Origin of the sequence: Pseudomonas sp. FSL R10-1339 (assembly GCF_009600545.1) — a bacterium.
In the GTDB taxonomy this organism is placed as follows: Bacteria; Pseudomonadota; Gammaproteobacteria; order Pseudomonadales; family Pseudomonadaceae; genus Aquipseudomonas; species Aquipseudomonas bubulae.
The window spans coordinates 1-24527 of sequence record NZ_WIVQ01000067.1; the positions used below are offsets into that span (position 1 = coordinate 1).

Annotated in this window: 22 protein-coding genes and 1 pseudogene; 10 read left to right on the plus strand and 13 right to left on the minus strand. The window is 59.4% G+C overall.

Features of this window, described 5'->3' with window-relative positions:
• Positions 1 to 216: 216 nt before the first annotated feature.
• The 5 genes from GHO03_RS17370 to GHO03_RS17390 all read right to left on the minus strand — a co-directional run bounded on the left by GHO03_RS17370 (position 217) and on the right by GHO03_RS17390 (position 3154).
• Positions 217 to 771: a UPF0149 family protein gene (locus GHO03_RS17370; RefSeq protein ID WP_153400250.1), complete on the minus strand. Its 555-nt coding sequence runs from the start codon at positions 769 to 771 to the stop codon at positions 217 to 219.
• A 47-nt stretch (positions 772 to 818) separates the two neighbouring features.
• The gene (locus GHO03_RS17375; RefSeq protein WP_095000446.1) at positions 819 to 1163 is read right to left on the minus strand and encodes a hypothetical protein; all 345 of its coding nucleotides are present in this window, start codon (positions 1161 to 1163) and stop codon (positions 819 to 821) included.
• Between the two features lie 126 nt (positions 1164 to 1289).
• Positions 1290 to 1691 carry a hypothetical protein gene (locus tag GHO03_RS17380; protein ID WP_095000642.1) on the minus strand — a complete coding sequence of 134 codons (402 nt, stop codon included), beginning with the start codon at positions 1689 to 1691 and terminating at the stop codon, positions 1290 to 1292.
• A gap of 26 nt (positions 1692 to 1717) precedes the next feature.
• Positions 1718 to 2173, minus strand: a complete 456-nt coding sequence (locus GHO03_RS17385) for a GNAT family N-acetyltransferase (protein WP_153400251.1) — start codon at positions 2171 to 2173, stop codon at positions 1718 to 1720.
• A gap of 15 nt (positions 2174 to 2188) precedes the next feature.
• Positions 2189 to 3154 (minus strand): threonine dehydratase, encoded by a 966-nt coding sequence (locus GHO03_RS17390; RefSeq protein WP_153400252.1) that lies wholly within the window; start codon positions 3152 to 3154, stop codon positions 2189 to 2191.
• An 85-nt stretch (positions 3155 to 3239) separates the two neighbouring features.
• On the opposite strand from GHO03_RS17390, the gene GHO03_RS17395 reads away from it, so the two are divergent.
• Together GHO03_RS17395 and GHO03_RS17400 are read left to right on the plus strand one after the other, a co-directional pair.
• Positions 3240 to 4613: a PLP-dependent aminotransferase family protein gene (locus GHO03_RS17395; RefSeq protein ID WP_153400253.1), complete on the plus strand. Its 1374-nt coding sequence runs from the start codon at positions 3240 to 3242 to the stop codon at positions 4611 to 4613.
• An 80-nt stretch (positions 4614 to 4693) separates the two neighbouring features.
• Positions 4694 to 4918 (plus strand): hypothetical protein, encoded by a 225-nt coding sequence (locus GHO03_RS17400; protein WP_095000442.1) that lies wholly within the window; start codon positions 4694 to 4696, stop codon positions 4916 to 4918.
• 154 nt (positions 4919 to 5072) lie between these two features.
• Here the strand turns inward: GHO03_RS17400 and GHO03_RS17405 are convergent, their stop codons facing one another.
• Both GHO03_RS17405 and GHO03_RS17410 read right to left on the minus strand, forming a co-directional pair.
• Positions 5073 to 5750: an RES family NAD+ phosphorylase gene (locus tag GHO03_RS17405; RefSeq protein ID WP_153400254.1), complete on the minus strand. Its 678-nt coding sequence runs from the start codon at positions 5748 to 5750 to the stop codon at positions 5073 to 5075.
• The gene (locus tag GHO03_RS17410) at positions 5750 to 6151 is read right to left on the minus strand and encodes an MbcA/ParS/Xre antitoxin family protein (RefSeq protein ID WP_095000440.1); all 402 of its coding nucleotides are present in this window, start codon (positions 6149 to 6151) and stop codon (positions 5750 to 5752) included. Before GHO03_RS17410 ends, GHO03_RS17405 begins: the two co-directional genes overlap by 1 nt.
• 245 nt (positions 6152 to 6396) lie before the next feature.
• Between GHO03_RS17410 and GHO03_RS17415 the strand changes: the two genes are divergently transcribed.
• The 4 genes from GHO03_RS17415 to GHO03_RS17430 all read left to right on the plus strand — a co-directional run bounded on the left by GHO03_RS17415 (position 6397) and on the right by GHO03_RS17430 (position 11901).
• Positions 6397 to 8175, plus strand: coding sequence for a type I secretion system permease/ATPase (locus GHO03_RS17415; protein WP_153400255.1), 1779 nt, complete (start codon positions 6397 to 6399; stop codon positions 8173 to 8175).
• Positions 8144 to 9469: an HlyD family type I secretion periplasmic adaptor subunit gene (locus GHO03_RS17420; protein ID WP_095039082.1), complete on the plus strand. Its 1326-nt coding sequence runs from the start codon at positions 8144 to 8146 to the stop codon at positions 9467 to 9469. Before GHO03_RS17415 ends, GHO03_RS17420 begins: the two co-directional genes overlap by 32 nt.
• 2 nt (positions 9470 to 9471) lie before the next feature.
• Positions 9472 to 10854 carry a TolC family outer membrane protein gene (locus tag GHO03_RS17425; RefSeq protein WP_095026496.1) on the plus strand — a complete coding sequence of 461 codons (1383 nt, stop codon included), beginning with the start codon at positions 9472 to 9474 and terminating at the stop codon, positions 10852 to 10854.
• Positions 10855 to 11217: 363 nt separating this feature from the next.
• Positions 11218 to 11901, plus strand: coding sequence for a response regulator transcription factor (locus tag GHO03_RS17430; RefSeq protein WP_153400256.1), 684 nt, complete (start codon positions 11218 to 11220; stop codon positions 11899 to 11901).
• Positions 11902 to 11962: 61 nt separating this feature from the next.
• Here the strand turns inward: GHO03_RS17430 and GHO03_RS17435 are convergent, their stop codons facing one another.
• Positions 11963 to 17605, minus strand: a complete 5643-nt coding sequence (locus GHO03_RS17435; protein WP_178110326.1) for a DUF5801 repeats-in-toxin domain-containing protein — start codon at positions 17603 to 17605, stop codon at positions 11963 to 11965.
• 226 nt (positions 17606 to 17831) lie between these two features.
• On the opposite strand from GHO03_RS17435, the gene GHO03_RS17440 reads away from it, so the two are divergent.
• Both GHO03_RS17440 and GHO03_RS17445 read left to right on the plus strand, forming a co-directional pair.
• A complete protein-coding gene (locus GHO03_RS17440) occupies positions 17832 to 18845 on the plus strand; it encodes a GlxA family transcriptional regulator (protein WP_170943701.1) in 1014 nt (337 codons plus the stop codon).
• 81 nt (positions 18846 to 18926) lie between these two features.
• Positions 18927 to 19601, plus strand: a complete 675-nt coding sequence (locus GHO03_RS17445) for an MgtC/SapB family protein (RefSeq protein ID WP_095000434.1) — start codon at positions 18927 to 18929, stop codon at positions 19599 to 19601.
• Between the two features lies 1 nt (position 19602).
• Here the strand turns inward: GHO03_RS17445 and GHO03_RS17450 are convergent, their stop codons facing one another.
• Positions 19603 to 19899, minus strand: coding sequence for an addiction module antidote protein (locus tag GHO03_RS17450; protein ID WP_095000433.1), 297 nt, complete (start codon positions 19897 to 19899; stop codon positions 19603 to 19605).
• A gap of 1 nt (position 19900) precedes the next feature.
• Positions 19901 to 20194: a type II toxin-antitoxin system RelE/ParE family toxin gene (locus GHO03_RS17455; RefSeq protein ID WP_153400258.1), complete on the minus strand. Its 294-nt coding sequence runs from the start codon at positions 20192 to 20194 to the stop codon at positions 19901 to 19903.
• Positions 20195 to 20351: 157 nt separating this feature from the next.
• Between GHO03_RS17455 and GHO03_RS25590 the strand changes: the two genes are divergently transcribed.
• On the plus strand, positions 20352 to 20594 hold the full coding sequence (locus GHO03_RS25590) for a hypothetical protein (RefSeq protein WP_240043207.1): 243 nt from the start codon (positions 20352 to 20354) through the stop codon (positions 20592 to 20594).
• A gap of 663 nt (positions 20595 to 21257) precedes the next feature.
• On the opposite strand, the gene GHO03_RS17465 is transcribed toward GHO03_RS25590, so the two are convergent.
• Complete coding sequence (locus GHO03_RS17465; protein ID WP_095000431.1) at positions 21258 to 21914, minus strand: CoA transferase subunit B; 657 nt, start codon at positions 21912 to 21914, stop codon at positions 21258 to 21260.
• Positions 21915 to 21965: 51 nt separating this feature from the next.
• Positions 21966 to 22664 (minus strand): CoA transferase subunit A, encoded by a 699-nt coding sequence (locus tag GHO03_RS17470; RefSeq protein ID WP_095020044.1) that lies wholly within the window; start codon positions 22662 to 22664, stop codon positions 21966 to 21968.
• Positions 22665 to 22797: 133 nt separating this feature from the next.
• Between GHO03_RS17470 and GHO03_RS17475 the strand changes: the two genes are divergently transcribed.
• Positions 22798 to 23679, plus strand: coding sequence for a LysR family transcriptional regulator (locus tag GHO03_RS17475; protein ID WP_095000429.1), 882 nt, complete (start codon positions 22798 to 22800; stop codon positions 23677 to 23679).
• Between the two features lie 103 nt (positions 23680 to 23782).
• On the opposite strand, the pseudogene GHO03_RS17480 reads toward GHO03_RS17475, so the two are convergent.
• Positions 23783 to 24457: pseudogene (locus tag GHO03_RS17480) on the minus strand (FAD/NAD(P)-binding oxidoreductase); the annotation flags it as partial.
• Positions 24458 to 24527: the final 70 nt, after the last annotated feature.

The window sequence follows — 24527 nt, forward strand, 5'->3', positions numbered from 1 at the left end:
ACTGCTGCCGAACAACCTGCCATTCACCGCTCTCACCCCAGACTTTATTCCTTTCTTTAGACACAAGCTGCCGAAGGCTGCGTCCGATTGCGAAGCGATCGTAAATGCGCAGTGCAAGGTTTATCTGGATAATCGCGGTGGCTGATTTTACGGCGGCTTCGCCGCCGGACGCAGCCTTCGGCAGCTGCTACAAAATCAAAATCAGCTTCGCCGAGCTCAGCGCTGGCTCAACCAGAAGTCATGCAGCGCCCGGGCCGCAGGGGCAATGGCGGCAACGCTTTGCTGGTGGGCGGCAACGTCAAGGTCGTCGGGCAGTTCGAAGTTGTCCTGCTCGGCGCAGTCGGCGATGGCCTGGAGCAAGCGTGCTTGCGGCGCCGGAAGTGCTGGCCAGTTGCTGATGGCCACCGCACGGGTGTAACCAAAACACCATTCTTCCGCCAGGGTTACATCCTGGCCCAGATGTTCGGTCTGCTCGAAACGCGGAACAAATGCGCTGCTGTCCTCAGCCAGTTGCCGGGCCAGGGTATTGATATGGCGAACGCTCAGTTCGATGAACTGTTTGGCTTCCTCAGGGTTTTCCCAGGTCGGGTTCTGACCGCCCCAGATTGCCGGGAACCAGTCGGCGATATCCACCTGAGTCGGGCTTGAAACCAGTGCGGTGAAATAACCGTCGAGCTCCGAAGGGTTGAGCACGGAGTGATCGTCGCCGTATTTGAGCAGAGTGTTTTCGATCACGTCAAAGTCGCTGGCGTTCAGGGGTTGCGATTGCATGTTCGGGCTCCTTGGTGTGGCGGCAAAACGGGCGGTCTGCGGCAGACTCAGTCCACCGAAACAATAGACTCGAGTTCAAAGTATTTAAAGCCAGCCTTGGCCAGGGCTTTTTTCGCCTCTTGCTCGGCGTTGAATCGGCTCAAATCCTTGGAGTCATGGACAAACAGGCTTTCATCGCCGTCAAACACCTTGGTCACCCGCATGGTGACGCGCAGGACAGGCCCGCTGCGCTTTTTCGGCACAGGTGATGGCGCTTTGGCAGGTGCCGCAGCTTTTTTCGGAGCAGGGATGGTTTTGGCAGGAGCCGGTTCAACTTCAGGTTGAACCGGGGCAGCAGGCAGATCAAGGCCGAGCGCTCTGCGCATGTCGTCCTCGGTGAATCCGGCACTCATTGGTATGACTCAGTTAATTTAAAAGACGCGCTTATAGGGCAGAGATTCGGGTTATGGCAAGCGAATTTGTTCATATGCCGCAAAATATGACCTTTTCCGGGGTTAAAGCCCTTGTTCAGAGCCGATTCAGGGGTCGCTAAACAAGCCGTGACCATCCAGCAGTTTCCAGGCAATTTCAGGTCGTTTCTCCAGCGCCCGGCGGATGGCGGCCGGGATTGCCTGTCGGGTTTTTCGGCACAGGCCCGGTTGCTCGGCGAGGTGTATCGCAATGCCTCGCATGGTACGCACTTCTGTGACGCCGGGGTCGATCAGCACTTCAATGCCCAGTTGCTCGTGCATGCGGCGCTGCATATGTTCAAGATCGTCGAAGCTTTTCAGGTTTTCCAGCCGCTCGATCAGCACTTTCTCGGCCTGACGCGTGAGGTTGAGGATGCGCAGGTCGGTGCCAGGTGTCGCCAACAGTTGCTCCCGCTCGCAGATGCAGGCGCCGGGTGGGCAGGGTGAGCGCAGCGACGCAGAAGAAGTCATCAGGCTCAGCATAGCTGCCCCGGGATTTAGTCGTCCAGACGCAGGGCCATGATCACGGTGCGCTCGTCCCCATGGAACTCGTCGCGTACTTTCGCAAAGCCCAGTTGCGCGTAGAAGGACTCGGCCGTAAGCGAGGAGGGTACCCGCAGCTCCTGAATCTGCGCAACAATGGCCGCCTCCTTGATGCGTGCCATCAATTGCTGGCCTATGCCTCGGCCCTGATGGCCCGGATTGACGAACACACTGCGCACCACCGCGTGATCCAGGCTGGCAGTTCCCACTACATGGTGTTCGTGTACGGCCACGTACATCTGGCGCTGCTGCATCAACTTCAGAATCGAGGCCGGGCTGAAGTTCTGCCCGATCCGGGTGATCACCTCGGGGGAATAGTCCCGGGCATTGGATTCGCGCAAGGCGGCAATCACCACCTTGCTGATGGCCTGGGCATCGCCCGGTGTGGCGCGGCGAATCAGGTACTGCATACACACTCCTTTAGGTCATGCGTCAGCGCTGTTGGCCAGAATGGCGGCATACAGCAGGCGGTCAATGTTGGCGCCGCTCAGGATCAGTGCAACCCGGCGCCCTTTTTGCCTTGAGCGCTCGCTGATCAGGCCGGCCAGCGCGGCGGCGCCTGCGCCTTCAGCGGTGTTATGGGTGGTTTCATGGTAGACCCGAATCGCATGGGCGATCTGCTGGTCGGACACCCGAATCACCCGCGCCGCGCCCTTGGCAATAATTTCCAGCGCCTCGGGCAGCGGTTGGCGACAAGCCAGTCCGTCAGCAAACGTGTGGGCCGAATCGGTGCAGACCACAAGGCCCTGCTCGACACTTTGCGCATAAGCATCGGCGTGCGCGGACACCACACCGACAATCTCGGTCTTCAGGCCCAGCAAGTCTCGGGCCTGGATCAGCCCGCAAATTCCCGAGCCCATGCCGATGGGGACATACACTGTGTCCAGTTCTTCCACTGCTTCTAGCAACTCCAGCGCATAAGTGGCCACGCCGCGAATCAGGTCGGGATGGAAGGCGGGGACCAGGTGCAATTTATAAGTGTGTGCCAGCACCGCCGCATGGGTGCGGGCCTCGTCAAAATCCTTGCCGCATTCAATCACGGTAGCGCCGAGGGCCCGCATGGCGGCATTCTTTTCCACCGAGTTGCCTTCCGGCACCACGATCCGGATTGGAAGGCCTACGCTGCGCCCTGCCAGTGCGAGGCTCTGGCCGTGATTGCCGCGTGTGGCTGTGACCAGGCCTTTGGTGCCCGGTTCGCGGGCCAGCAAACCCTGCACATACAACAGGCCGCCGCGCACTTTGAAGGCACCGGTGGGCGTGTGGTTTTCATGCTTGACCCATACCGTGCAACCCATGCGTTCGGTCAGCAAAGGCCAGGCCAGTTGCGGTGTGGGCGCCAGGGTCTGGTGCACGGTATGGGCTGCAAGGCGAAGGGCATTCAAATCAAACATGGCACACCGTCATCGAGGGATTTGACTCGATTCTAGGCACGACGCATTGTATGGGCCGACCCTTATATTGCATGGCCAACAATAAATGTGGATGCCAACCCTCAATGACACAGACCAGCCGCGCTATCTTGCGCTGGTCGATGCAATCACCCGGGCCATCGCCTGCGGCGAACTGCAACCCGGTGCACGTTTGCCACCCCAGCGGCGTCTGGCCTGGGCGCTGGGCTGGAACCCCAGTACCACGATGCAGGCTTATCGCGAGGCGGCCAGGCGGCATCTGGTTTCGGGTGAGGTAGGGCGTGGTACCTATGTGCTGGCCAGCAGCCAGGAGGCGACGCTGTTCAGGCTGCAACACGCCGATGAGCAGACACCCCGTATCGACCTGCGAACCAACCTGCCCGCCATTGACCATCTTGGCGAAGAGGATGGGTTGGCCTTGTCCTGGTTGCTCGACAGTAACCAGGCGATCCGCTTGCAGGGTTATTTGAGCGCTGCGGATCTGTTGCAGGCACGGGCACAGGGCGCGGCCTGGCTCAAGGGCCGCGGGCTGGACTTGAGCGTGGACAACATCATGCTCTGCACCGGCGCCCAGCAAGGGCTGTTTACGGTGCTGCTGTCGTTATGCCAGGCAGGCGATGCGGTACTGGTTGAAGCCTTTACTGCGCCGGGAATCAAGGCTGCCTGCGCACAGTTGCGTTTGCCCATGCATGGCGTCGCGATGGATCGGGAAGGGATCCTGGCGCAGGACTTTGACCGGATGATCCGCGCCACGGGTGCGCGGGTTGCCATACTGACCCCGACCCTGCAAAACCCGACTTCGGCGGTGATGAGCGTTGAGCGCAGGCTGGCGATTGCCGATATTGCCCGACGCCATGGTGTGCAGGTGATTGAAGACGATGTCTATGGTGCGCTGACCGACAGCTCGCCGTTGTACCGCTTTTTGCCCGAGCTCGCAGTGCTGGTCACCAGTTTGTCCAAGACCGTTGCGGCGGGAGTGCGCCTGGGCTGGATTGTGGCTAACCCACAGCTGCTGGCGCGTATTGATCCCTATGCGCAGTCGGCGCACTGGGGGGTATCGCCGCTGTGCCAGGCCATCGCCTGCCAATGGATCAGTGATGGCACAGCACAAGCGCGGCTGGAGTGGCAAACCCTGGAAGTGAGCCGGCGCTGGCGTCTGGCAAAAAAGTTTTTGGGGGCTGCGATGTATCAGACAGAGACGCCATCACCGCATATCTGGGTGACTGTGGAAGACGGCGCCGAGGGGTGTCGCGCCGTTGGCGTTGAGGTGGTGCCGGCGGATGTATTTGCGGTGAAGTCCAGCGCTGGCCATGCGGTGCGCATCAGCCTGACGGCGGCTGCCAGTGTCCAGGCTTTGAAAGTGGCGCTGGAAAGGATTGCGGGTTTGCTGCCCTCTGCAGGAGGGAGAGGGAACAGGCCGCAACCAGCAAACAAACTTTAGCGTCTCCCAATCAAGTCCCCTCTCCCTGCCGCAGCGCGTTAGGGTGAGGGGCTTTTCATCTGGCTAACCAAGGAACCCCTATGCGCAGAGAAATCGGCTACTGGCACCGCGAAGGTCGCGAATTGTTCTACTACCTGGAATTCAAACCTGAAACCGCCGAGTTCTACCTGACCTGCGAACACACGCCCGCCGAAGGCGAGGGCAGTGTGCGCTCGGTATTGCTCAGTGAGGCTCGCGGCGAGCGCTACTACGAAGATGCGCTGTTGATCATCAAAGAGGAACTGTTCAAGCAATACACCCTCTGAAGGTTGCTGGCAAAACCTGCCACGCGCTGGTCACGCCGAGCATGGGCTTGTGCAAAGCACGGTTTTCCCTGCGGTTCACAGCCTGCAGTCCAGGGACTTCAAAGGCTGGGCTGAAGAAATCGATCAGGTGACCCGTTCGCCGGAATCCCTGGCCTTATCTTGGCACTTCGCTGAGCTGCAGGACCCAGGTAATCGCCTGCGCCTTGTCATCCCATACATATCTCAAATGCTGGCCTTGAACCGGTAGTGAAAGTGCCGGAGGGCGAAACGCAGCCACGCATTCGTGGCCGGTCAGGCGCACGCTGTTGTACAGCAGGCCCCAGGCGCCATCTGCCCGCAATGGCCGGGCGAAGGCCTGGGGCAGGCCATATCGGGCAGGTGAAGGATCGTGCAGTCGGGCAACGCCACGTATATCGATCATCGGCTTTACCACGCGATTGATATAGGTGCGCAGGGTGATTTCAATACTGGCTTCCCGGGTGGCCCGCCAGAATTGTTCCTGATGAAAGCAGGTCTCAGCAATGGCGGCCTCGAGGCTGTTGGCACAGTAGTACACACCATAAGTGCCATCGGTAAAACGACTGGCCCGGCCAATATGGGTAAAGGCGGCCATTATCGGCGTCGAGCCTTCGCCGCACAGACGGTCTTCTGGCGTTACCCGTTGCAGCACGCCTGCCTGGTCACGCAGGCGGTCATTGGTCAGGCTTTCGAGGACGAAGGCGATTTCAAGATCTGCTGGATTCAGGGTGTCTTCAAATACCGAGATGGGCGGGAAGGCGCTATTGATGATGCGGTAAGCCTTGGTCCATTCAGGCAGCACTGCATCTGGCATCAGCCGCGTACTCCATCCAGATAACGACGCACGTCTGCCAGATCGACCACCTGACCGGCGAGCATGTAGCCCAGGGCGCTCTGGCCATTAAAGGGCGCTGCGGTGTTGGGTTTGTGTACCCATTCGTAGGCCCGCTCAGGCTTGTTGCTGAACAGGATGCGCAGAGCTTTGTGTACGCCCATCAAGTACGAAATGCGTTCCAGAGTGTCGTGGGGCAAGCGCACGTTCGGCAGTTTTTTGTATTTGAAGTAGGTGGTATTACCAATGGCGCCGAGCAGGGTGCACTGTTGATCCTTGGTGCAACCCCAGTGCTCCATCAGGCTGAAGAAAAAGGTCAGGGCAACACGACCTGCATCGCCGCTGGTGATGTCGGGCTCAGGATTTTGGGCGACTAGATGCATGACTGCCTCCGATACAGGTATAAATCCAGCCTACTCCGGATATGAATAAATTCAAGACGACTGTTCGTAACTGAATGTTTGCCCCAGTGGCCCGGCAGTGAGTTTTTGCCCCGTGGGGGATTGCCTGTGTGTTGGTCTGTCAGACTTTGTCTGTCAGTGAAGTTTTCGTGCCGCGCCACGCTAAGCACACCGCCCGGGCATGATCTACGCTTTACTAATGAAGGCTTTCAAAGCTGGAATTTTCAATGCGTAGCCCATCTGAAAACAGCCTGCACACTGCGTTGAAAGCCTGCCGGGAAAGCTTTCTCTCCGTTGGTTTTTTCAGCTTCTTTATCAATGCGTTAATGCTGGTTCCCACGTTCTATATGTTGCAGGTCTATGGGCGCGTGATCACCAGCGGCAGCCTGACCACCCTCAGCATGTTGACGCTGATCATGACCGGTCTGGTGATCACCCTCGGCTGCCTTGAGTGGACCCGATCACGGATCATGGTCCGGGTCAGCAACCGCCTGGACATGCTGCTCAGCCGCCAGGTCTACAAGGCCAGTTTCAAGCGGGCCCTGGAAAGCGGCGGGATGGACGCCTCGGCCCAACCGCTGAATGACTTGACCGGCTTGCGTCAGTTTCTCTCCGGTAACGGCTTGTTTGCCTTTTTTGATGCCCCCTGGCTACCCATCTATATCGCCGTGATGTTTATGTTTCACCCCTGGTTTGGCTGGGTGGCGACGGGCAGTGCGCTGTTGTTGCTGTTGCTTGCGTTTGTTAATGAAAGATTGACCGGGCCGACGCTGGCCCAGGCCAACAAGGAGCATATTGGCGCTTCGCTCTACACCACGAAAAACCTGCGCAATGCCGAAGTCATCGAATCCATGGGCATGCTTGAAACCTTGATGGACCGTTGGTGGACCCGGCAAAAAAATGTGCTGTTGCTGCAATCCCGGGCCAGCGATAAAGGGGCCATGATCAGCACCCTGTCCAGGTCGTTCCGGATTCTGGTGCAATCGCTGATTCTCGGACTGGGGGCCTATCTGGCCGTTGATCATCAGGTGGGGGCAGGGCTGGTGTTTGCCGGGTCGGTGCTGCTGGGCCGGGCACTGGCACCCATTGATCTGATTATCGGCAGCTGGAAAGGCTTTATTGCGGCGCGCTCGCAGTACGCCCGGCTTAACGCGATCCTGGCCAGCCAACAGGCTCAGCCCGAGCGCATGTCATTACCGGCGCCCAAGGGGGACGTGCAGGTTGAGAACCTGACCGTTGCGGCTCCCGGCTCGAATATTGCCATCATCAAGAACATCAGTTTCAGTGTGCCGGCCGGTTGCGTGGTCGGCATTATCGGCCCCAGTGCGGCGGGCAAGTCTACCCTCGCCAGGGCGCTGCTGGGCATCTGGGCACCGCTGCAAGGTGTGGTGCGCCTGGATGGCGCGGATATCAGCGCCTGGGATAAACATGAACTGGGGCCCCATATCGGCTACTTGCCCCAGGACATCGAGCTGTTCGAAGGCAGCGTCAGCGACAACATTGCCCGTTTTACCCGGGTCGATTCCGAGAAAGTCATTCTTGCGGCCACCACGGCCGGTGTTCACGACATGATCCTGTTGTTGCCCGATGGCTACGACACCGTGATTGGTGGTGACGGCGTGGTACTTTCCGGCGGGCAGCGCCAGCGCATAGGGCTGGCTCGCGCCCTGTACGGCAGCCCGCGGCTGATCATCCTCGATGAGCCCAATTCCAATCTCGACGAAGTCGGTGACCGAGCCCTGATAGCTGCCCTTCACAGGATCAGGCTGTCAGGTGCCACCCTGTTTGTGATTACCCATCGCACCAATATTGTGTCCCAGCTTGACCGGCTCATGGTGATGAGCAACGGCGGCCTCAGTCTGTTCGGGCCGCGTGAGCTCGTGCTGACGGAGTTCAACGCACAGCAGGCGCCAAAACAGACCATGCAGGCTGAAACCGCCATGGCGGCGGTGGCTAACGGCAAGGACGGTTCCGATGAACCCCATGATCCCAATTCCATCAACTGACAACTTTGCCGAACTGACCACTAGCGATCGAAAAATCCGACGCCTGGGTTTTGTCATTGTGGTGCTGACTTTCGGCGTGTTCGGCACCTGGGCTGCGTTCGCGCCGCTTGATGGCGCGGCCTATGCACCGGGTGTGGTGACCGTGCAGGCGTATCGCAAAACGGTACAGCACCTTGAAGGCGGCATCGTCAAAGAGGTGCTGGTACATGACGGTGATACCGTCAAACAGGATGACCCGCTGATCATTCTCGACGATACGCCGCTGCGCTTCGAATACCAGATGACCCGTGGGCAACTGATTGCCGCCAAAGCCATGGAAGCCCGGCTTGTGGCAGAGCGCGACAATCTGCCCGAGATTGCTTTTGCTCCGCTGGCCACAGCCGACATCCAGCGGGGCGGCGAAGCGCGCCAGGGCGAAATCCGGGTATTCAACGCCCAGCGAGGCTCGCGCCTGGGGCAGATTGCCGTGCTGCAAGAGCGCATTGACCAGTTGAATGAACAGATCAATGGCACCCAGGCGATTATCGGCGCCAAGGGGCATCTGGACAGGTCCTACAGTGGTGAAATTGTCGAATTGACCGACCTGCTGGCCCAGGGCTTTGTCGACAAACAGCGTCTGCTCGAGCAGGAACGCAAGCGCCAACTGCTCAGGTCGGAAGTGGTCGAGCACCGTTCCGCAATCACCACCAGCCGCTTGCAGATCAATGAAACCCGGCTGCAGATCCTGCAGATCGACAAGGACTTCAATGCCGAAGTGGTCAAGCAACTGGCAGAGGTCCAGAGCAAAATTTACGACCTGCAGGAGCGCGCCAGCGCCCTGGAAGACCGCCTGGGCCATATCGTGATTCGTGCCCCTGAAGCGGGCATGGTGATCGGCATGACCGTGCATACGATTGGCGGCGTGGTGCGCCCGGCGACCCCGTTGCTGGACATCGTACCGTCAGTGTCGGGGCTGGTTATTGAGGCCCAGGTGGCGCCGGTGGACATTGATCGTGTTGCCATCGGCAGGCGTGCCGATATTCGTTTTGGCGCGTTCAACAGCGCCACCACACCGGTGATCGAAGGCGAGGTCAGCAGTGTTTCGGCAGACCGGCTGATCAATGAAAAAACCGGGGCCGGTTATTACCTCGCCCGGGTCAAGGTGACCAAAGCCGGTGAGCACACCTTGGGAGAACGCAAGTTGCTGCCGGGCATGCCGGCGGACGTGTTGATCATCACCGGGCAGCGCACTCTGCTGCACTACCTGATGCAACCGGCGCGCAATGCCCTCTCACAATCGATGATTGAGGAGTGATCATGCAAGTGACTGCACGCGTGCTGGGTGGTTTGTTCGGGCTTGCCGCGGGGGTTGCCCTTGCGCAAGGCGCAGTGCCAGCGGCGCAAGGGGTCAGCGCATCGACATTCACCACTGACCTGATGCAGTTGTATCGCGAGGCCCGTTTGCAGGACCCGCGAATATTGGCCTCCCGTGCGCGGGCGCAAGCAGGGCAGGAGTACCAGCGTGAAGCCATGGGCACCCTGTTGCCGCAGGTATCGCTCAACGCCGGGGTCAACCGGATTCACCAGGAAAACGAGCTGGTGCAGCAGAGTTTCGACAGTGAAGTCTACAGTCTGGTATTGCGTCAGTATCTGTACAACAAGTCCACCTGGGAGAATTACCAGAAGTTCAAAAGCATGGCCAAACAGTCCGATTCCGAAGCCCTGGAGGCTCAGTCCGAGGCCACGGTGGAGCTGGCCCGGCGGTACTTCACGGTATTGGCCGCCGAAGATGAACTCGAACTGATTCAGGCCGAGCTGCGTACCACGCAAAAAAGCCTGGACCGGGTCAACGCGCTGTACGCCAAACAGCTGGCCCTGATTACCGATCAGCTGGACCTCAAGGCCCGTGTCGACGGCCTGGCAGCGCAGGTCCTGGATGCCCGTAACCAGGTCAGCGTCAGTCGCGCGGCGCTGGCCGAGATCGTCGGACGGCCGGTCAAGGAGAAGCTCAGTCGCGTGCGCGACGATGTGCAGTTACGGGTTTCGACGCAGAGCCTGGAAAGCTGGGTGCGCGAAGGGGTTGCGCAAAACCCGGCACTCAAGGCCAATGAAAGCGGGGTAGAGGTGGCTGGCGCGGCCTTGCGTAGCGGCAAGGGCGGGCACTATCCGACTCTGAGCCTGACCCTCAGCGCGCAGCAGTCCAACGAAGGCTATAACAATGCCCTGGTGCCGCGCACCGACAGTTATGTGGCCGGGATCGGCCTGCAGGTACCGATATACAGCGGCGGCTCGACCTCGGCACGGGTGCGCGGGCTGTATCAGGATCAGATCGCGGCCGAGCAACAGCTGGAGTCGGTACAGCGGCGGGTGGTCAAGGAAATCACCAGCGCCTACCTGACGGCCGATACCAGCGCAGAGAAGATCAGTGCCAGTCGCCATGCCCTGGCTTCGGCACAGTTGTCCAGAGCCGCTGCAGAAAAAGCGTTCGGTTACGGGATGGTGAATGCCGTCGATGTGCTGACCAGTGTGCGTAACGAATACCGGGCTCATCGGGATTTGCTCAAGACCCAGTACGACTTCGTCACCAATGTCATTACGCTCAATCGCTGGGCGGGCAAGCCACCTGGTGAAAGTGTTGCAAGCGTGAATCTGTGGCTGAATCCGGGCAGTCCGGCGGCGGACATTGCGGATCCGCGATAACGCCATTTAATTGACCTTGTGCTTATCTGTTAACCTGGTGTTACACCATCTGTCTGTTTTTTTGACACGCATGATGCCTGTCATACATGTCGCGTCCCCCCTGCAGCACGCCTAAGGCCTTGATTTGCGTGGTCTGCTGGCCGCATGCAGGAATAAACACGAGGTGCCTGATTAAAAAACGGATTGCCCGATTGCCGTTCTGGCAGGCGGGGCAGCACGCAGGTCTGTCCTAGACTTACCAGACAGCCCGAGGAAGAACATCAACAGGCGCAAGCTATTGATAAGTACTCCTGATTGTTTTTGCTTCTACTCGAACGGGCAGCGGGTAGAGGTGATTGATGGTTCAAGGGAGTCAGGAAGGTAATGCCCCCCCTCAGAAAACCCATACGTGTGATGCTGATCGACTGTCGCCCGCTTGTTCTCAGAGGTCTTCACGACTTGATCAATGCCAGGAAGCCTCAAATGGAAGTGAGTGGCCAGGCCACCACCTATACCCATGCGCTTGACCTTGCCGATCAGTTACGACCCCATGTCATATTTTTTAGCTTCTTTCCGGACGCGCTGAACCCGCTGGCGGTCATCACCCAACTCACCCGCAGTACCGGGATTAAAGTGCTGGTGCTCAAAGGGCTGTACGAGGTCATACCCGCAACCCAGGCAATGGAAGCGGGTGCTCGTGGCATCGTACTGGCGGAAGACCCGACCGAGTCGATCATCCTTGCCATCATCAAGGTCCACCATCGAGACACCGGGCTCAACAGGGCCTGGACCGGCGGCCTGTGCGACTATGCTGCGAGCGGGAATACGGCCTTGAAACACAATCTGGAACTGGAGAAACAATCGCGTCTGACCTTGCGCGAGAGAGAGCTGATTCGCGCCATCGTGGGTGAGCCCTCGGCCAAGTACATGAGCATCGCCGGAAGCCTGGGCATCAGCGAGCACACCGTGCATAACCATCTGAGCAACATTTACCAGAAGCTTGACCTGATCAACCGTACGGACTTGCTGATGTACGCAATCAAGCACGGGTTGTTTGACAGCAAATAAAGGCCCGACAAAAAAGGCCTGGCTCCTTGTGGGAGCCAGGCCTTTTTACCTGTTGCGACATTTACACAATGTCAGTCGGGGCGATATCCGTCACACCCACCAACTTGATAATGCCGGTGATCCCCGTGCCATCACCGTCGTATGCCAGATAGCCGTCGCCTCCAACGACGCCAAAGTAGTAGTTGGTGCTGCCATTGAGCGCCGTATCGGCGGCGGTGATAAAGGCTGCCACGTTGGCCGCGGGGGCCGCCACTTCCATATAGTTCGCCCCTGTGCCTGCGGTCGGGAAGTTCAGCGTGTCCACCCCGGAAGTGAAGCCGGAGGAGATCATTGTCGTTGCCGCAGTCAGTGAGCCATCGGTATCCAGGCCGCTGAAGTTGAAGGTGTCGGCCCCCACACCACCGGTGAAGGTCTTGTCCCCTTCGATGGTCACATTCAGGGTCTGGGCTGCGGTTGAATCGGCATCCGCATCCGTCACCACGACGTTGAAGGCCAGATGGGCATCCGGGGTGGTCGAGGTGACAAAACCCAGATCAGTGATCTTGATCACATCGCCATCCCAGGTTCCCGCTTCACCGGCTTCTACAGGGTTGCTTTTACTGCCCTCGCCAGACTCGTTGCTGAAGGTCAAGGTGTTGCCGGTACTGGCCCCGCTGACGCCCACATTGCCATTGAGGTTGTAGCCGCTACCGCTAACACCCTCGGTGGAATCCAGCACCTGCAGGCCCTGGATCAGGTAGTTCTCGCTGCCGAAGTTGTAGTCGTTGCTCTCGATAATCACCGCACCGTCGTTCTGATCCAGGGTGATCCCGTAGGCTGCGGGGTTGGCAATCGGATGGAAGTTATTGGGTGAAGTCGAGGCGTTTTTAATGATGATGTCTTCGCTGTCGACAATGATCGCCCGGGTGATCTGGCTGTTGTCGTCAGGATCGATAAGCTTGAGCACCAGTACCAGGTCCTCGCTGCCGATGCCGTCGAACTTGACGTAGATCCCTTTGCTGGTGGCTGTGGGCGCTGCGGCTGTATCACCGAACGGGCTGGCGGTGAAGAAGTCCAGGTCCATTACCTCGCCTTGCTGGATGGTGTCACCGGCCACGCCGGCGGCGGTCCCGGAAACACTGACCCAGGAGGTTGCGGCAGAGAACAGCTCACCGGGGACGAAGGCGCTGTTGCCACCGGCCATGATGTTATTGGCACCGGTGCCTGAACCCTGTTCGGCGAAACCGCTGAACTGCACAAAGAAGTCGTCGGCCAGCTTGGCCACCGACACCGGCGGTTGCTGGTTGATTGGCGTTGTGCCGCCAATGTTGTAGCCGGTGAAGCCTTGTGCTGCGGAGGTTTTCAGGATGCTGAAGCTGTCGATATCGTCCGTCAGGCTCAGGGTGTAGGTGTCTGCCACCTTGTCAAAGGTCATGGTGCCGGTTGCGTTGGTCAGCGCGCCCAGCGTCGGGTTGTTGGAAACATAGGTGAAAGAGAGGTTGAACACCGCACTGGTGTCTGACTCCGAGGCCCATGTCACCACTTTGTTGCTGATGGCGGTGGTGCCCACCGTGCTGTCTCCCATGCTCACGGACAGGTCGCTGTTTGCAGAGCTGTAGACCGTCCCCAGGCGCTCATCCGCGCCGATGTCGTAGGCGAATACGCCAGTGCCGCCAGGAGTCGGGTTGCTGGAGTTGGCATAAACCACATTGGACTTGGCGGTGACCACGGGCGAGTCGTCATCCACGGTAATCAGCAGGCCGTTGGCGGCGGCCGTGATGCTGTCGCCGTCATAGTCCGTGGCGTTGATCGCTGTGCCCAGAGCGATGTTCAGGTCGTTCTCGTTCAGGCCGGCGGCATGGTCGAGTTGATCGAGCAGCATAAAGGCATAGGCCCCTGTCGCCGCTTGCACGCTGAAGGTGAACACCGAATTGCCGGCCCCGGCAGAAGCGGTCAGCAACCAGGTGTTACTGCCCGCGTCATAGGCAGTGGCATAGGTCACGTTGACCCCGCCGCTTTTCAGGCCCAGTGCCGTCAGGCCGTTGGTGGTCAGGGAATAACTCAGCGGCTCGTCTGCCCCGGACTGGAACAGGGCGCTGACATTGCCGCTGGCCAATACGATTTCCCCGGCCACGTCCCCCGTACCGCCCGGGATACCATCACCGGGGCCAGAGTCGGCCGCGCCTTCAAGTACACCGTCTTCGTCCACCGTGCCGGTGAGCAGATTGATCGATGCGACCGGGGTATCGTCGTTCACGGTGATTACCAGGCCGTTGGCCGCTGCCGTCACGCTGTCGCCGTCAAAGTCGGTGGCGTTGAGGGTGGTGCCGAGGGCGATGGTCAGATCATTCTCGTTCAGGCCGGCGGCATGGTCGAGTTGATCCACCAGAGTGAAGGCATAAGCACCCGTGGTTGCATGCAGGCTGAAGGTGAACACCGTATTGCCAGCTCCGGCCGAGGCCGTAAGCAGCCAGGTGCTGCTGCCTGCGTCAAAGGCGACCGCGTAAGTGACGGCCACGCCGCCGCTCATCAGGCCCAGTGCTGCCATGCCGGTGGTGGTCAGCGAATAGCTCAGGGCTTCGTCTGCACCCGACTGGAACAGGGTAGTGACATTGCCGCTGGCCAATACGATTTCCCCGGCCACATCCCCGCTACCACCGGCGATGCCATCGCCGGGGCCGGCGTTAGCCGTGCCTTCCACCACACCGTCTTCGTCCACCGTACCGGTGAGCTGATTGATGGAAGCGATCGGTGAATCGTCGTTCACCGTTATCACCAGGCCATTGGCCGCTGCGGTCACGCTGTCGCCGTCAAAATCAGTGGCATTGACGGCAGTGCCGAGGGCAATGCTCAGATCGTTTTCGTTCAGGCCGGCGGCATGATCGAGTTGATCCACCAGGGTAAAGGCATAGGCGCCGGTTGCGGCGTGCAGGCTGAACGTGAACACCGTATTGCCTGCTCCGGCCGAGGCCGTGAGCTGCCAAGTGTTGCTGCCTGCGTCAAAGGCGACCGCATAGCTGACAGCCACGCCGCCGCTTTGCAGACCCAGGGCCGCCATGCCATTGGTGGTCAGCGAGTAGCTCAGCGCTTCGTCCGCGCCGGACTGGAACAGGGTGCTGACGTTGCCGCTGGCCAATACGATTTCCCCGGCCACATCTCCGGTACCACCGGCGATACCATCGCCGGGGCCGGCGTTAGCCGTGCCTTCCACCACACCGTCCTCGTCCACGCTGCCGGTGAGCTGATTGACTGTGGCGACAGGGGTATCATCGTTCACCGTGATCACCAGGCCGTTGGCGGCTGCCGTTACCGTGTCGCCATCAAAGTCGGTAGCGTTGATGGTGGTGCCAAGGGCGATGGTCAGATCGTTCTCGTTCAGGCCGGCGGCATGATCGAGTTGATCCACCAGGGTAAAGGCATAGGCGCCAGTGCTTGTGTGCAGACTGAAAGTGAACACCGTATTGCCTGCTCCGGCTGATGCAGTGAGCAGCCAGGTGCTGCTGATGGCATCAAAGGCGACCGCATAGGTCACGGTAACCCCGGCGCTTTTCAGCCCCAGGGCTGACAGGCCATTGGTGGTCAGCGAATAGCTCAGTGGCTCGTCCGCACCGGAGGCAAACAGGGTACTGACATTGCCGGTGGCAAGCACGATTTCCCCGGCCACATCACCTGTGCCGCCTGCGATACCATCACCTGGGCCAGCGTTAGCCGCACCTTCGAGCACACCGTCTTCGTCCACCGTCCCCGTGAGCGGGTTCAGTGTGGCGATCGGGGTGTCGTCATCCACGGTGATTACCAGTTTCTGCGCCGTAGCGGTGACCGAGTCACCATCCTTGTCGGTGACCTTGAACACCGAACCCAACTGCAGCAGCAGTTCGTTTTCGCTGTTGTCGCCACCCACCGTATCCGGGTGGTCGAGTTGATCGAGAAGGGTGAAGGTATAGCTGCCGTCAGAGGTATTGGTCAGCTCCAGCTTGAACACCGCGCGGTCAGTGGCGGCGACGTATTCAGCAGCGGCACCGACATAGCCCCACAGGGTGTTGCCGATCACGTCATATTTAACCGCCTCGCCCTTGGAGGCCAGCGCCACCGCAGTCGCGGCGCTGTCAACTACTTGCACGCCGGAAGTGTCGTTGGACAAGGAGTAGCTTGCCGGCGCATCAGTACCGGATGTGAATACAGTGGCCACAGTGCCTGAGGCCGATGCCGGAACCAGCAGGCCCGCGTCGCCGACACCGCCATCGATGCCGCCAATCAGACTGTCTTCATCCACCAGTGCCGTTACCGGCAGCCCCGCGGCGGCAGGGCCGTCGTCTTCAAAGTTAAACAGGCTGCCGACTTCCTGAGGCACGGCCACCACATTGGGCAGATGGAAACCGCCGATATCGAACGTGGAGTTGCCGGTGCCGCTGTTTTCAATTACCACGCGATTGTGGGTGCCATCAACGGTGTATTGCAGGGAGAAGTTGGCTTCGAAGCCGACAATCGTTGCGGTGCGGTCAAGGCCGCCATTGCTGGTGTTGAAGGTCACACTGATGCTGCCGAGCGTGGTGTTGGTCGTGACCCCGGTCAGACCGGCGATGGCAACACCATTGGCACCGATCACCGTGATACTGGCGATATAGCCAAGATTGTCTGCCCCGTTTACCGCATGGCCATTACCGTCAAGCAGGCCGTCATAGTAAGCCGATCCGACCTCCAGGCCGGTGGTGAAGGCGCTGATAGTGGCCGCACAGGTTTTCGGGGGGGTGGCCTGGGCGATGACAATGGTTGCGCCGCTTGCCGCGAAGAGCCCGCCAAACAGGATGTTGCTTTCGTTGGTCGCCTCACCATGGGTCAGGTCTGGCACGGTGTAACGCGCGTCCGGGTTGCTCACAAAACTGAAGATCATGCCTTCGCCAGCCTTGATCCCCTGGCTGTTGGTGCCGATGGTGGTAGGGCCGGCACCCTGACTGGTATTGACGGTGTCAGCCTGATTGGCAGGTACCTGATCCGGGTCCATGCCGGTAACGATCAGGCCTGTGGTACTGCCACCTGCCTTGAACATCAGAAAGCCGTTCTGCCCGGAGGGCAAACCGGCGAAATCAAAAGCCAGGTCCTGGCTGGCGGTTACCCAGAGGTGGTTGGTCATGTCGACCACATCATCGGGGTTGGCGGTGTCCGGGTGCAGCAGCGGTTCTTGCTGCACCATCCAGACCTTGGCCCCGGTTGCGGTTTCCTCCAGATAGGCAGCAAAAATAAGAGTACCGCCCGGATCTGCCAGGTCGTCCTCGGGTGCGGGTGTCGCCCCTTCAGTGCCGGCACGGCCCAGCACGATATTGTTGGTCGTGTCCGTATAAAGAAAGATTCTGGTGCCATCGAGGGTATACAGGCCGCTCCAGTCCGAGCCGCTGTTGGCGTTGGTCGGGTCGCCCAGCGCCTTGCCCTGGGCATCGGTAAAGGCCAGGTCCGCGTAGGTACCGGTGATGGTGATCAGGTCGGCACCGTTGTTGCCGGCGGCGCCGGTATAGCCACTCAGCGCCGCATTCTTGACCGGTGTGGCGCCCAGCAGAGTGAACAGACGGGACTCGAATGCGAAGGGCAGGTCGCCGGTATCATCGGTACCATTGATGGCCGCGACGGTGATGTCGTTATCGTTGATATCTTCGATATCGGTGGAGGTGGCGGCGTTCTGCAAACCGCTCGTTTCATCGACCGTGATACTGCTGTTCAAGATGATAGCCATGACGCTCTCCTGGCTGATTCCGGTCACAGAGCTGACCGCTGGGGATTTATTGCGACAGATCTCAACTATGGGTTTGTGCGTCAGGTTGCGCATCGGCCGATACTCCCAGGCGGTCTGGGAGTATCGGCCTATCAGGGAGGGGAAGCAGGAGAGCTGAGGCAGGAGCTTTTTCACCTGCCTACGGTTAGCATTGCGCCTTATAAATACACAAGAAACGGATCGAATCTTGACCGAACGACGTCAATTCAGCACCGGCATGAAGGGCAAGAACCTTCGCTACCTCAAAGACAGTGCCATAGAGCCAGGGCCCATGGTGCGTACCGGTTTTGTGTTGCTGGAGCATTTCTCGCTGCCGGCCTTCACCCAGGCGCTGGACACCATCATTACCGCCAACCTGCTGCGTGCCGGTTTGTTTTCTTCGCGCACCTATGGCTTGAGCGACGGTGAGGTGGTCAGCGATCTGGGTTTGGTGATCCGTCCCGATGCCTGTATTGATCCGGCGATGATCCATGAACTGGACCTGCTGGTGATCTGTGGGGGGTACCGGACCGAGTTGAAGCTCAACGATGAGTTGAGCAGCCTGCTCAGGGCGGCTGCGCGTGCGGGTATCACGCTGGGCGGGTTATGGAACGGCGCCTGGTTTCTCGCCAGTGCCGGGGTGCTGGACGGTTATCGTTGCGCAATCCACCCAGAGCATCGCCCGGCACTGACCGAAGTGGCCAAGGCAGCGCAAGTCACCAGCGAACCCTATGTTATCGATCGTGACCGGATGACCGCCTCCAGTCCTGCCGGAGCCTTCCAGATGGCTCTGGGCTGGATCAAGAGCCTGCATGACAAGGCACTGGTGGAAGGCATCGAGGATATTCTGGCGTTCGAGGAGTCACGCTACCGAAGGATCAAGCCGGCGGAAAATATCTGCGTCAGTGCGCCCTTGCGCGAAGTGGTCAAGCTGATGGACGCCAACCTCGAGGACCCTCTGGAGCTTGAACAGCTTGCGGTTTATGTCGGCCGGTCCCGACGTCAGCTCGAGCGCCTGTTCAAGGAGCAACTGGGTACCACGCCGCAGCGCTATTACCTGGAACTGCGCATCACTGAAGCGCGGCGGTTGCTGCAGCACACCGAGCTGTCTCAAGTCGATGTCCTGGTGGCCTGCGGGTTTGTCTCGCCCAGTCATTTCAGCAAGTGCTACAGCGCCTATTTCGGCTATCGACCATCCAAGGAAGTGCGCCTGGTCAAATAACTCAGCCCGGCACAGTGCCGATCCTTGACTATGCTGTGGGCACTTACTGCGCAGGCAGATGCTCTGGTTAGAGGGGTTGGGATGATTTCAGAATGGGAAATGATTGGCCGTTTGCTGCTGGCAGCGGTGCTCGGCAGCTTGATTGGCTTGCAGCGCGAGCATCAATTCTGGACAGCAGGTTTGCGGACGCACATGTTGGTGGCGACCGGGGCATGCTTGTTTATGACCGTGTCGGCCTTTGGTTTCCAACAGGCGCTGACCCAGCCGGGCACGCAACTGGATCCTTCGCGGATTGCTGCGCAAATTGTCACCGGCATCGGCTTTCTCGGGGCCGGGTCGATCATGATGCGCGGTGAAGTGATCAAGGGCTTGAACACGGCGGCTAGCCTGTGGGCAGTGGCGGCTATCGGTATGTCCATTGGCGGCGGCATGTATGTGCTGGGCGTAGCTGCGACCGTGTTGATTCTGGCCATTTTGATTGCCATCGGGCCTATCGAGCACCGCTATCGCGATTATATAAAGGTCCATGTGATCAAGCTGGTGGCCCCTCTTGGGGTGGTGAATCGCCAGAGCCTTGAGGAGTTTCTCGGTGAGGATGCTGCGCGACTCAAGCAGGTGGTGGTTGAGCAGGGGCCGGACATGGGGACCGAGAGCATCACGGTGGAGTTCAAAAGAACCAGCCGGGTTGAGACGGCAGAACTGTTGAAGCGAATTCTGACCATTCCGGATGTCAGGGAAGAGCAGGCGCCGCATTAATTCAAGGCCTGTTGCCCTGGGTTGTAGCCTGCAAATCAATACCCAGGGAGTGCATCACTTTGATCACGGTTTCAAAGCGGGGCTTGGCACCCGCAGCGAAAGCCTTGTACAAACTGGCACGGCCAAGCCCGGTGGCATTGGCTATTTGCCCCATGCCACGAGCTTTTGCAACGTAGCCAACGGCACGGATCAGTTCGTCAGTGTCACCGTCGGCAAGCACTTGAGTCAGGTATTCGCTGATGGCCTCATCGCTGTTCAGCAGCTGTGCCATGTCGAAGGGCAGTAGCGTAGTGGTCATGTTAAATCTCCTTTGCCATTCTATGCGCCTGGCGGATATCGCCAGGCTGTGTGGACTTGTCACCCCCGGCCAGCAAAATCACGATCGAGACCTCGCGCAAGGTGAAATACACCCGATAGCCTGCGCCGATATCAATGCGCAGCTCAGATACGCCATTGCCCACGGATTTGAAATCACCCAAGTTGCCGGTTGATACCCGGTCAATTCTTCGGGCGATGGAGATCCGTGCACGCATGTCTCTTAAATTCAGCAGCCAATCAGCAAAAATTATGGTTTGCAGTATCACGTGATTCATCAATGATTGTCTCCATTTGGAGACGATTTGCAAGCCTTGTTGTATGTCAGCATGATTTGCTCCGATGAGTGGTTGCGGCTTGGGTGGTGGTCTTGAAAAAGACTAGCCACCGGCCTTCATCGCAGCAGGACAAATATGTGAGCGGCCATGACAAATCATGCCCTTGATGCAGACGACTACGCGGGCAGGGCCATGGCTGGTGTTTGACGCACCGTCACAGCCCACGCAGTTGGTGGACACCGCCACCGATCAGCCGCTGGCCTTGATGCAACCGGTGGCTGCGGATGGTCGGGTGATTGGGCCCGGGCAAATCCGGGTAAAAAAATCGAGGTGTGAAGTCTTGAGTCCTGCAGCCGCTGCGGCTTCAGAGTTCACACTCGGATCACGCTTGCACCTGTAGATACTCTGTTGCAGGTAAAGTCCTATTGTGGGAGCGAGTGTTTCTGTAGTCGCTGCCGAGGAACTACACACGAACCGAACAGGCCGGCCGGTCGGCCGCCTCGTGGCGCAGTGCTTTTGATCTGCCAGCCCTCCCGGGAGGCCGAGAGGAGGTTCTGTGGAGTGGGTCGACCGGCATGGATGCCGGGAGAGCCGCGATGGGCCATGGATGGCCTGTGGCGGCGTGCCCACGGAGCAGGACCGGAGCGAGGGAACCTGAGCGTAGCGAAGGCCGTACGATGGGGCGAGGACTTTTTGGTTCCTTTTCGGTCCTTCAAAAAGGGACTCGCCGTAAGGGCGAAACCAAAATTCCAGTTAGACACAAATGCCGGATATGTACTCAACGTATCAGTTAAAAAACAAGATCAAGCAGATCACAACCATCACACAACAATTGACAACCTGTGCGAAAAATCCTGAAAAAAAGTGAGCTGGCAGTCTCTGGAGATACTCTGTTGCAGGTCAAGCCCTATTGTGGGAGCGAGCCTGCTCGCGAACGACCTTCGCGAGCAGGCTCGCTCCCACAGTTGCAGTGTTTCTGTAGTCGCTGCCGAGGAACGAAGGCTGCGAGTCAGCTGTTACAAAGAGCCATTGACCGGTAACAGAGTAACTACAGGAATTTCGGTTAAAACTGCATCTCGGGCACATGCTCGGGGACGATCAGTTTGCCGGCGGTTTTGCTGACGATTTCTTCAACACTGACACCCGGGGCACGTTCTTTGAGGATGAAGGCGCCGTTGTCGATTTCCAGATAGGCCAGGTCGGTCAGCACGCGCTTGATGCATCCGGCGCCGGTCAGTGGCAGGCTGCAACGCGCCAGCAGTTTGGACTCGCCGTCCTTGGACGCATGGGTCATGGTGACGATGATGTTCTCGGCACCGGCCACCAGGTCCATCGCTCCACCCATGCCCTTGACCAGTTTTCCGGGGATCATCCAGGAGGCGATATTGCCCTGTACATCGACTTCAAATGCGCCGAGCACGGTCAGATCAATATGGCCACCCCGGATCATTGCGAAGGATTCTGCCGAGGAAAAAATCGACGCCCCGGTGCGCGCAGTCACAGTCTGCTTGCCGGCGTTGATCATGTCGGCGTCGGCTTCACCGACGCGGGGGAAGGCACCCATGCCGAGCAGGCCGTTTTCCGATTGCAGCATGACTTCCATGCCTTCGGGGATGTAGTTGGCAACCAGGGTCGGAATACCGATACCCAGGTTAACGTAGAAACCGTCCTGCATTTCACGGGCGACGCGCTGTGCCATTTGTTCGCGGGTAAGAGCCATTTTTGTTCTCCGTGCTCAGGTTCAAAAGCTTGGGGCAGGGTGGGCAGAGGATCAGTCGCGCTCGGTGAGCTGTTCGATGCGTTTTTCAAACGTGCCGCAAATGATCCGGTCGACGTAGATGCCGGGAGTGTGGATCTGCGTCGGATCCAGCTCGCCGGGTTCGACGATTTCTTCGACTTCAACCACGGTGATCCTGCCCGCCGTGGCGGCCAGGGGGTTGAAGTTCTGCGCGGTGTGGCGATAAATCACGTTGCCGAAGTGATCGGCTTTCCAGCCTTTGACAATGGCAAAATCGCCGGTGATGGACTCTTCCATCAAATAGGTACGCCCTTTGAATTCACGGGTTTCCTTGCCGTCGGCGACCGGGGTGCCGACCCCGGTAGCGGTGAAAAACGCCGGGATACCGGCACCGCCGGCGCGCATTTTTTCCGCGAGCGTACCTTGCGGGGTCAGTTCCACTTCAATTTCGCCGCTGAGCAACTGTTTTTCGAACAGGGCGTTTTCACCGACGTACGAGGCAATGACCTTGCGGATCTGACGGTCTTGCAGCAGTACGCCAAGGCCGAAACCGTCGACTCCGCAGTTGTTGGATACCACGGTCAGGTCACGGATGCCCTGGCGCTTTATCTCGTTGATCAGGTTCTCCGGGATGCCGCACAGGCCAAAGCCGCCAGAGATCACGGTCATGCCATCCTTGAGCCCGGCCAGGGCTTCTTCATAGGACGCCACACGCTTGTCGAAACCTGCCATATGCACCTCTTTTATTGTTCGCCGGCTGTGCTCAGCCATTGGTGATGAGTGTTACTGCGTATCATTGATTTGATAAGTTGATTTTTGCGTCGGATTAATAGATAAAACAAATCAATAAGCCTGAGGCCTGGCCATGACCGTAAAACAAATCCGTGCCTTTCTTGCGGTGGCCCAAAGCCTGAGTTTTGCCGTGGCCTGCGAACGTCTGCATTTGTCCCAGTCGGCCCTGAGCCTGACCATCAAGGCGCTGGAACAGGGCCTGGGCGGGCGATTGTTCAGTCGCACCACGCGCAATGTCGCCCTGACCCCGGAGGGCGAGTCGCTGTTGCCGCTGGCCCGGCGTTTGATTGCTGACTGGGACAATGTCGAAGACCAAATGCGCCAGCGCTTCACCCTGCAGCGCGGGCGCGTCACCCTGGCCGCCATCCCGTCTTTTTCGGGCAACTTGCTGCCGGCCATTGTGAAAAATTTTCGCGCGCGGCATCCCAAGGTCAACGTCACGGTCAACGATGTGATCAACGAGCAGGTACTGGAGATGGTGCGTGACCGGGAGGTGGAGCTGGGTGTGGCCTTCGAGCCGGCAGGCGCTTCGTCGCTGACGTTCACCCCGCTGTATCTGGACCGTTTTGTCGCCGTGGTGCCCCGTGACTCGGCACTGGCCGGGCTTGACTTGATCGACTGGCAGACCCTGCTGGAACAGCCCTTTATCACTCTGCAACGACCGTCTGCGGTGAGGGTGCTGCTGGAAGAACACTTGCAGGCGCGGCAGATGAAATTGCCGGTTGAATTTGAAAGCCATCAGTTGGCCACGGTGGGCCGCATGGTCGCCAGCGGGCTGGGCGTGAGCGTGGTGCCGGCCCTGTGTGCCGAACAGATGCGTGAGCTGGGAGCCTGCTGCATCACCTTGCATGAGCCGGTGGTGGAGCGGGCCATTGGCGTTTTGACCAAGCCAGGCCATGAGCTTTCGTCGGCGGCCCAGGCGATGTTCGACAGCTTGTTGGAAAGAACCTGGTAATCGCGGTTGTGGGAGCGGGCTTGCTCGCGATGGCATCGACGCGGTTCAACCGCTATACCGCGCCGCCTGCATCGCGAGCAAGCCCGCTCCCACAGATGAACCGCTAGGCCTCGCGTCCGGCTTTGTGCCCGGCGCTGATTGCGCCTTCGATATAGCCGATACTGTGGCAGTCGCCGATGCTGCTGGCGCTCAACCCCGCTCGGGTCAGTTCGTCGAGCAGTCCGGTATCGGGCTGGGCGCCGATGGCAAGTACCACGGAGTCGGCGTCACTCTGCGCCGAAGTGCCATCGGCCAGTTGATAGCGCACGCTGTGGCCGTCGATCGCCGTAACGCTGGCCCCGGTGATCAACTCGCCGCCATGCACACGAATTTCATGCAGCACCCGCCAGCGCCGCACAATGGCCAGCTCCCGGCCCAGGTGAGTACCGCTTTCCAGTACGGTGACCTGACGTCCGCGGGCAATCAAAAATTCCGCCAGCTCCAGGCCTACCAGGCCGCCACCGATAATGGTCACGCGCTTGCCCAGCGGCATCCACACCCGCGACAGTTTTTCCATGGCTTCACGGCTGTCAGTAACGCCAGTCAGGCTGCCGGCCTTCATCAGTGCACGCTGGGTGAAGGACAGTTTGCGTTTGGCTATTTCTTCAGCACGGTCACCCGTCATCAAACGGCGCAGTTCGTCGCCACTCCAGACATGGTCCTGATCGGCGCCGGGGATGGCCGGTGCCGCACGTTCGGCACCTGCGGCCACCAGCACCTGGTCGGCACCCAGCATGGTCGCCAGCGGGCTGGGCGTGAGCGTGGTGCCGGCCCTGTGTGCCGAACAGATGCGTGAGCTGGGAGCCTGC

Excerpts from the sequence above, each read along its gene's own strand:
- GHO03_RS17370 (WP_153400250.1), bottom strand. The coding sequence starts at position 771 with ATGCAATCGCAACCCCTGAACGCCAGCGACTTTGACGTGATCGAAAAC.
- GHO03_RS17375 (WP_095000446.1), bottom strand. The coding sequence starts at position 1,163 with ATGAGTGCCGGATTCACCGAGGACGACATGCGCAGAGCGCTCGGCCTT.
- GHO03_RS17380 (WP_095000642.1), bottom strand. The coding sequence starts at position 1,691 with ATGACTTCTTCTGCGTCGCTGCGCTCACCCTGCCCACCCGGCGCCTGC.
- GHO03_RS17385 (WP_153400251.1), bottom strand. The coding sequence starts at position 2,173 with ATGCAGTACCTGATTCGCCGCGCCACACCGGGCGATGCCCAGGCCATC.
- GHO03_RS17390 (WP_153400252.1), bottom strand. The coding sequence starts at position 3,154 with ATGTTTGATTTGAATGCCCTTCGCCTTGCAGCCCATACCGTGCACCAG.
- GHO03_RS17395 (WP_153400253.1), top strand. The coding sequence starts at position 3,240 with ATGTGGATGCCAACCCTCAATGACACAGACCAGCCGCGCTATCTTGCG.
- GHO03_RS17400 (WP_095000442.1), top strand. The coding sequence starts at position 4,694 with ATGCGCAGAGAAATCGGCTACTGGCACCGCGAAGGTCGCGAATTGTTC.
- GHO03_RS17405 (WP_153400254.1), bottom strand. The coding sequence starts at position 5,750 with ATGCCAGATGCAGTGCTGCCTGAATGGACCAAGGCTTACCGCATCATC.
- GHO03_RS17410 (WP_095000440.1), bottom strand. The coding sequence starts at position 6,151 with ATGCATCTAGTCGCCCAAAATCCTGAGCCCGACATCACCAGCGGCGAT.
- GHO03_RS17415 (WP_153400255.1), top strand. The coding sequence starts at position 6,397 with ATGCGTAGCCCATCTGAAAACAGCCTGCACACTGCGTTGAAAGCCTGC.
- GHO03_RS17420 (WP_095039082.1), top strand. The coding sequence starts at position 8,144 with ATGAACCCCATGATCCCAATTCCATCAACTGACAACTTTGCCGAACTG.
- GHO03_RS17425 (WP_095026496.1), top strand. The coding sequence starts at position 9,472 with ATGCAAGTGACTGCACGCGTGCTGGGTGGTTTGTTCGGGCTTGCCGCG.
- GHO03_RS17430 (WP_153400256.1), top strand. The coding sequence starts at position 11,218 with ATGCCCCCCCTCAGAAAACCCATACGTGTGATGCTGATCGACTGTCGC.
- GHO03_RS17435 (WP_178110326.1), bottom strand. The coding sequence starts at position 17,605 with ATGGCTATCATCTTGAACAGCAGTATCACGGTCGATGAAACGAGCGGT.
- GHO03_RS17445 (WP_095000434.1), top strand. The coding sequence starts at position 18,927 with ATGATTTCAGAATGGGAAATGATTGGCCGTTTGCTGCTGGCAGCGGTG.
- GHO03_RS17450 (WP_095000433.1), bottom strand. The coding sequence starts at position 19,899 with ATGACCACTACGCTACTGCCCTTCGACATGGCACAGCTGCTGAACAGC.
- GHO03_RS17455 (WP_153400258.1), bottom strand. The coding sequence starts at position 20,194 with ATGAATCACGTGATACTGCAAACCATAATTTTTGCTGATTGGCTGCTG.
- GHO03_RS25590 (WP_240043207.1), top strand. The coding sequence starts at position 20,352 with ATGCCCTTGATGCAGACGACTACGCGGGCAGGGCCATGGCTGGTGTTT.
- GHO03_RS17465 (WP_095000431.1), bottom strand. The coding sequence starts at position 21,914 with ATGGCTCTTACCCGCGAACAAATGGCACAGCGCGTCGCCCGTGAAATG.
- GHO03_RS17470 (WP_095020044.1), bottom strand. The coding sequence starts at position 22,664 with ATGGCAGGTTTCGACAAGCGTGTGGCGTCCTATGAAGAAGCCCTGGCC.
- GHO03_RS17475 (WP_095000429.1), top strand. The coding sequence starts at position 22,798 with ATGACCGTAAAACAAATCCGTGCCTTTCTTGCGGTGGCCCAAAGCCTG.